Origin of the sequence: Paenibacillus sp. 22594, assembly GCF_052044425.1 — a bacterium.
Lineage (GTDB): Bacteria > Bacillota > Bacilli > Paenibacillales > Paenibacillaceae > Paenibacillus_AQ.
This window is the reverse complement of sequence record NZ_JBQENA010000037.1, coordinates 1-998: the sequence shown is the minus strand read 5'-3', so window position 1 is coordinate 998 and position 998 is coordinate 1. Positions and strand designations below refer to the sequence as shown.

General features: G+C 48.5%; 1 protein-coding gene. It reads left to right on the top strand.

The window, feature by feature from the left end; all coding sequences use genetic code 11:
* On the top strand, positions 1-998 hold a 998-nt coding region (locus ACTJKB_RS30845), incomplete at both ends, for an AMP-binding protein (protein WP_440838036.1).

Here is a 998-nt window from a genome sequence, read left to right as displayed (position 1 = left end):
GATCGGATAGCAATATCCTGCGGGACGGAGCAGCTGACGTATACGGAGTTAAATGCGAAGGCAAACATCGTTGCCAATCGGCTGCTTGCTGCTAAAGCTGAGAGCGAAGCAGGCAAAGGCGAAACGATGGTAGCGTTGCTGTTAGAGCGCAATATCGATATGGTTATCGGGATACTTGGGGTAGTGAAGGTCGGGTATGTATATGTGCCTATCGACCCAGAGGCGCCGCAAGACCGTATCCAGTATACGCTGTCGGACAGCGGGGCGAGCTTGCTTCTTGTCAATCAAGGAAAAGAAGATATGATTTCACTTCCACAAGGAAAGATCTATGCGATAGAGCATTTGTATGCGGATGAACCGGATGCCGCAATGGGGGCAGAACGACAAGCCAATCCGGATGTATCCATCGCCCCGCAAGATGCGCTATATATTATCTATACGTCGGGCACGACTGGTGAGCCGAAGGGAACGATAATAGAACATGAATGTGTCGTCCGGTTGATGCATAACGATGACATGCCGTTTAACTTCCATGAAGAGGATGTATGGAGCCTGTTTGCAGCCTACAACTTTGACGTGTCGGTATGGGAAATGTATGGTGCACTCTTATACGGGGGTCACCTTGTCGTCATACCTAATGACGCGAAAAAAGACAGCTACGCCTTTTTGGATCTATTACGTGAAAAAAGAGTGACGGTACTGAACCAAGTGCCGTCCTCTTTTTATAATCTGATGCAAGTGGAGCAAGCTGAAGCAGGTGAGAGACTGTGCGTTAAACATCTGATCTTTGCCGGAGAAGCGCTGCAGGTAGGGAAATTAAAGGCATGGCATGCAAAGTATCCGGAGATGAACATCGTGAATATGTACGGTATAACGGAGACAACCGTGCATGTCACGTACAAAGCGATCACTGCAGAAGAGATTGCGCTGGATGTAAACGATGTCGGAAAGGCGCTCCCAACCCTGAAGATCTATATATTAGACGGGGACAAGCTATG